At 48.9% G+C, this 4,411-nt stretch carries 3 protein-coding genes; 1 reads left to right on the top strand and 2 read right to left on the bottom strand.

Going from position 1 to position 4,411, the window contains the following annotated elements:
• Positions 1 to 520: 520 nt before the first annotated feature.
• The gene (thrC, locus tag EWV66_RS16250; protein WP_002745674.1) at positions 521 to 1,630 is read left to right on the top strand and encodes a threonine synthase; all 1,110 of its coding nucleotides are present in this window, start codon (positions 521 to 523) and stop codon (positions 1,628 to 1,630) included.
• A gap of 30 nt (positions 1,631 to 1,660) precedes the next feature.
• Here the strand turns inward: thrC and hisB are convergent, their stop codons facing one another.
• Positions 1,661 to 2,290, bottom strand: coding sequence for an imidazoleglycerol-phosphate dehydratase HisB (gene hisB / locus EWV66_RS16245; protein ID WP_287108592.1), 630 nt, complete (start codon positions 2,288 to 2,290; stop codon positions 1,661 to 1,663).
• A 379-nt stretch (positions 2,291 to 2,669) separates the two neighbouring features.
• Positions 2,670 to 4,184, bottom strand: coding sequence for a TonB family protein (locus tag EWV66_RS16240; RefSeq protein WP_287108591.1), 1,515 nt, complete (start codon positions 4,182 to 4,184; stop codon positions 2,670 to 2,672).
• Between the last annotated feature and the right edge of the window lie 227 nt (positions 4,185 to 4,411).

Genomic DNA, 4,411 nt, shown 5'->3' with positions numbered 1-4,411 from the left:
TATTTTGATTAGAAAAAGATAAACTTGAGAATCTTCAGTCAAATTTATTGACTCAAAATTAGCTGTACTTAATTTAAATGAATCAACCCTACCCTTATCAAGGGGGGCAGGGGGGATCAAACCCCCCTTATCAAGGGGGGCAGGGGGGATCAAACCCCCTCAAGGTAGGGTTGATTCATGAATCAACCCTACTATTCGGCACCCCCCTTATCAAGGGGGGCAGGGGGGATCAAACCCCCCTTATCAAGGGATTAAGGGGGGAGCCATCTTCAATTTAATTATAACCAGCTAATTAAATCAACTTTTGAAAGAAAAAAGGGCAAAAAATCAGATTTATAGCGATAAAATAATTATTTTTTGCTTAAAAGTCCATTTATTGGCTGTTACTGCCTTTTATCTTCCCGCATCCCTGTTTTAGACCCCATGAATCCCAATCGGGCGATCGAGATTAATTTTTTGGCCTGCTTATTCGATAAAATAGGAAATTAGGCCATCTAATCAAATCTGTATCCTTAAGGCTATGACAATTATTTCTCGATCGATCCCCCAATCACCCACTAAATCATCGTCTATCGGCGGCTGGCGCGGTTTGATCGAAGAATATCGCCAATTTCTGCCCGTAAGCAGTAAAACCCCTGTAATTACCCTCCTAGAAGGCAATACACCCCTGATCCCCGCCCCCTATCTCTCAGCACAAATCGGGCGCGATGTCAAGGTTTTTGTCAAATATGATGGCTTAAATCCCACCGGCAGCTTTAAAGACCGGGGCATGACCATGGCCATCTCGAAAGCTAAGGAAGAAGGGGCAAAAGCGGTGATTTGTGCCAGTACTGGGAACACCTCGGCGGCGGCGGCAGCCTATGCAAGACGTGCGGGGATGCGGGCTTTTGTGATTATCCCCGATGGTTATGTGGCCTTAGGAAAATTAGCCCAGGCTTTATTGTACGGAGCGGAAGTCATCGCTATTAATGGCAACTTCGATGATGCCCTCAAGATTGTCCGCCAACTATCAGAAAATTATCCCGTAACTTTAGTCAATTCCGTCAATCCCTACCGTTTAGAGGGTCAAAAAACCGCCGCTTTCGAGATTGTCGATGTCTTGGGTAATGCCCCCGACTGGTTATGTATTCCCGTGGGTAATGCGGGCAATATTAGCGCCTATTGGATGGGATTCTGTCAGTATCACCAGATAGGCAAATGTGACCGACTGCCGAAGATGATGGGTTTTCAGGCCGCCGGGGCTGCCCCTTTTATCTCTAAACAACCGGTTGACCATCCCGAAACCCTAGCCACGGCTATCCGTATCGGCAACCCCGCTAACTGGGAAAAAGCTTGGGCCGCTAGTCACGCTAGTCAAGGGCAATTTCACGCGGTCAGCGATGAGGAGATATTGGCAGCCTATCGGATTTTAGGAGGCCAAGAGGGGGTTTTCTGTGAACCAGCCAGCGCCGCTTCTGTGGCAGGATTATTAAAAGTGCATCAACAGGTTCCCGATGGGGCCACCGTAGTGTGTGTTTTAACGGGAAATGGCCTAAAAGACCCAGATTCGGCGGTAAAACACAGCAATAACCAACTAAAATCTGGGATTGCTCCCGAATTAACCCAAGTGGCTCAAATTATGGGCTTCTAAGCTAACGTTAATTCGGGTTAAGCAGCGCTTCTATAAAACTCCCTTAGAACTGGGAATTATACCGGCGCGACGGGGATCGATCGCTATGGCCATACTCATCGCCCGGGCAAAAGCTTTAAAAGTAGCCTCAATAATATGATGGGAATTAATCCCGTCTAATTGGCGAATATGTAGGGTCATTTGACTGTGATTGACCAAAGCGACAAAAAATTCCCGCACTAGCTGAGTATCGTAGGTTCCCACTCTTTGGGTGGGAATTTCTAGACCATAACTGAGGTGGGGACGACCGGAAAAATCGAGGGCAACCTGCACTAAAGCTTCATCGAGAGGGGCGACAAAATGCCCGAAACGGACGATGCCTTTTTTGTCGCCTAAAGCTTGCAGTAAAGCTTGTCCGAGGGTGATTCCCACGTCTTCATTGGTGTGATGGTCATCAATTTCTAGATCTCCGGTGGCACGCACATCGAGATCGATCGCGGCGTGGGAGGCGATTTGCTCCAACATATGATCAAGAAAGGGAATTCCTGTCTGGGCGCGACAATTGCCGCTACCATCAAGATCGATCGTCACCTCTACATCGGTTTCTTTGGTAGTACGACTAACCGAGGCGCGACGGCAAGGTGAGACAAAAGAATCGGGGATCTGGGAAGTGGAAATCATTTAAGTAAAAATAAGTAGGTAGCCGTTAAAAATTATCAGATGCCCCCCTTATTAAGGGGGGATTAAGGGGGGATCGGCACCCCCCTTATCAAGGGGGATCCCCCCGCCGGGGGATCGGCACCCCCCTTATCAAGGGGGATCCCCCCGCCTATCGGCACCCCCCTTATCAAGGGGGATCCCCCCGCCTATCGGCACCCCCCTTATCAAGGGGGGCAGGGGGGATCGAATCATTGACTAGGGAGATGAGAGTTTTTTTTCAGTAATCAGTGAACTTAAAACTCACATCTGATAACTGATCACTGATTACTGATCACTGATTACTGATCACTGATAACTGATAACTGATAACTGATAACTGATAACTGATAACTGAAAAGGCCTAACTTTCTGGTTCAGTTTTAGCTTCCGCCGGCGGACCGGGGGGCAAAGCTTCCTCGCTGACGGGTTGAGGATTTTGGCTAGTGGGGGGACTAGCGGGGGAAACCTCCGTCTGATTGAGAGCGGGGGGTTGGGAAGAAGTTTCCGGGGCTTTTTCCTCGATTATCGCTTCTTTGGGCGGTTCTGGCTGGGTTTGGGCTGGATTTGGCCCTGTGGTTTCGGGCGGCTTGACGTTATCTGGTTGGGGACTAACGGCCGGTTGCGGGGTTTGATTAGGACGAAGCGGGGTTTCAATTGCCGGCGTTACGGGGGCGGAGTTACGGGTGTTGAGGTTACTACCCTCCGGTTTTGGGGGATTAGCGATCGCACCTCGGCACACTTCCGGGTTAGGGGCAAAACTGACTTGCACACGATAGCTTCTCGACTCACCACTGGGATTTTTTAAACTAATTGATCTCACTTCCCTAGCTGCCTGTTGATTGAAAATCGGGAAGCCAGCACTTTTAATTAACTGGGGTTCACTGCTGAGGCGGCCTTGACCATCCACCGTCACCCCATAAACCGCCGTCCCCGCTAATTGACGGGAACAAGCCGCTGCGGGATAATTACCGGTCAAATTGACGGTAGTTATGCCTCCGCTGCCCTGATTCGGCTGATTTAGTTCATTTAAGGCATTGGGATTAGTTTTTTGGACTCTGGCCAGCCAATCCACCAGATTTCTCCTGGCCTCATCGTTACTGGTATTGCTTTTATCCGCCTCCAGGGAGCGCAAACGTTCCTGCATTTCCCACCTTAATTGTTGACGACGCTGTTCATCAATGGGCGATTGACCATTCGGCTCCGGTGTGCGGGCCAAGGAATTGTTTAATTGTTCCTGTGCCTGTTGCGATGCACTACGGGGCGAATTTCGCAATCTATCTAAAGTTAGATTATCTTGGTAGGGATCGAATTCAGGCCGGAGCTGCTGGTTATTAGTCTCCCTCGGCAGATTATTATTCTCTGGCAGCGTGGGAACAGAAGGAGGACTAGGTAAACTGGGGGTAGAAGTGGGAAAATTGCGAGGAATCGGTAATCTACCCAGAGAGGGAATAGATGCCACGGGAGGAGAATAGATATTGACGGAGGGTAAGGAGGAGAGGGGAGGTAAAGCAGGTAAAGAAGGTAAAGGGGGAAGGGAAGAAACCGAGGGTAAAGGAGGTAACGTGCTGTTATGGATACCATCCATGGGGGGGAGAGGAGGCAAAGAGGAAGAAGACAAATTGGGGTTAGGCAGTTCCGGTATGCTGGATAGGGAGGAGTCAAGACTGGGAAGACGTGACTGCTCTAGAGGGTTCAATTCAATCAGATTGACGTTGCGTAAATCCTTTTTTGGCTCCTGCACTGGATTATTGAGGAAATTAGGTAAGATAATCGCTAAAATTAGGCCGTGAATACCAAGAGAAGCGGCGAACGAGAGATTATTAGAGTTAATTAGTTTATTTTCTTCGGTTTCTAGACCAAAATAGGAGGATGTCATAATCTAGTTAATTGAGCAGAGCCTTGAGGGGGAAAGTTAACTCTATTCTAATCGTCAGGGCGATTTTTTTTCTTGAGGGCGGGGAATTAATTGGTGTCAGTACCCCACCACCCCACACCCGTTACAGTAGAGCAGGAAGTCGCCTTCCCACCCCCTGCTTCAAAACCGGACTTACGACTTTCGCCGTATCCGGCTCCTGAGTAACTAGGCTACTGTCATTAGTAGAA

Origin of the sequence: Microcystis sp. M_OC_Ca_00000000_C217Col, from assembly GCF_007095585.1 — a bacterium.
GTDB classification, from domain to species: domain Bacteria; phylum Cyanobacteriota; class Cyanobacteriia; order Cyanobacteriales; family Microcystaceae; genus Microcystis; species Microcystis panniformis.
The sequence above is the reverse complement of the archived record's forward strand: the minus strand, read 5'-3'. Positions and strand labels throughout refer to the sequence as shown.

Coding starts and splice junctions, on each gene's coding strand:
- thrC (WP_002745674.1), top strand. CDS start 521: ATGACAATTATTTCTCGATCGATCCCCCAATCACCCACTAAATCATCG.
- hisB (WP_287108592.1), bottom strand. CDS start 2,290: ATGATTTCCACTTCCCAGATCCCCGATTCTTTTGTCTCACCTTGCCGT.
- EWV66_RS16240 (WP_287108591.1), bottom strand. CDS start 4,184: ATGACATCCTCCTATTTTGGTCTAGAAACCGAAGAAAATAAACTAATT.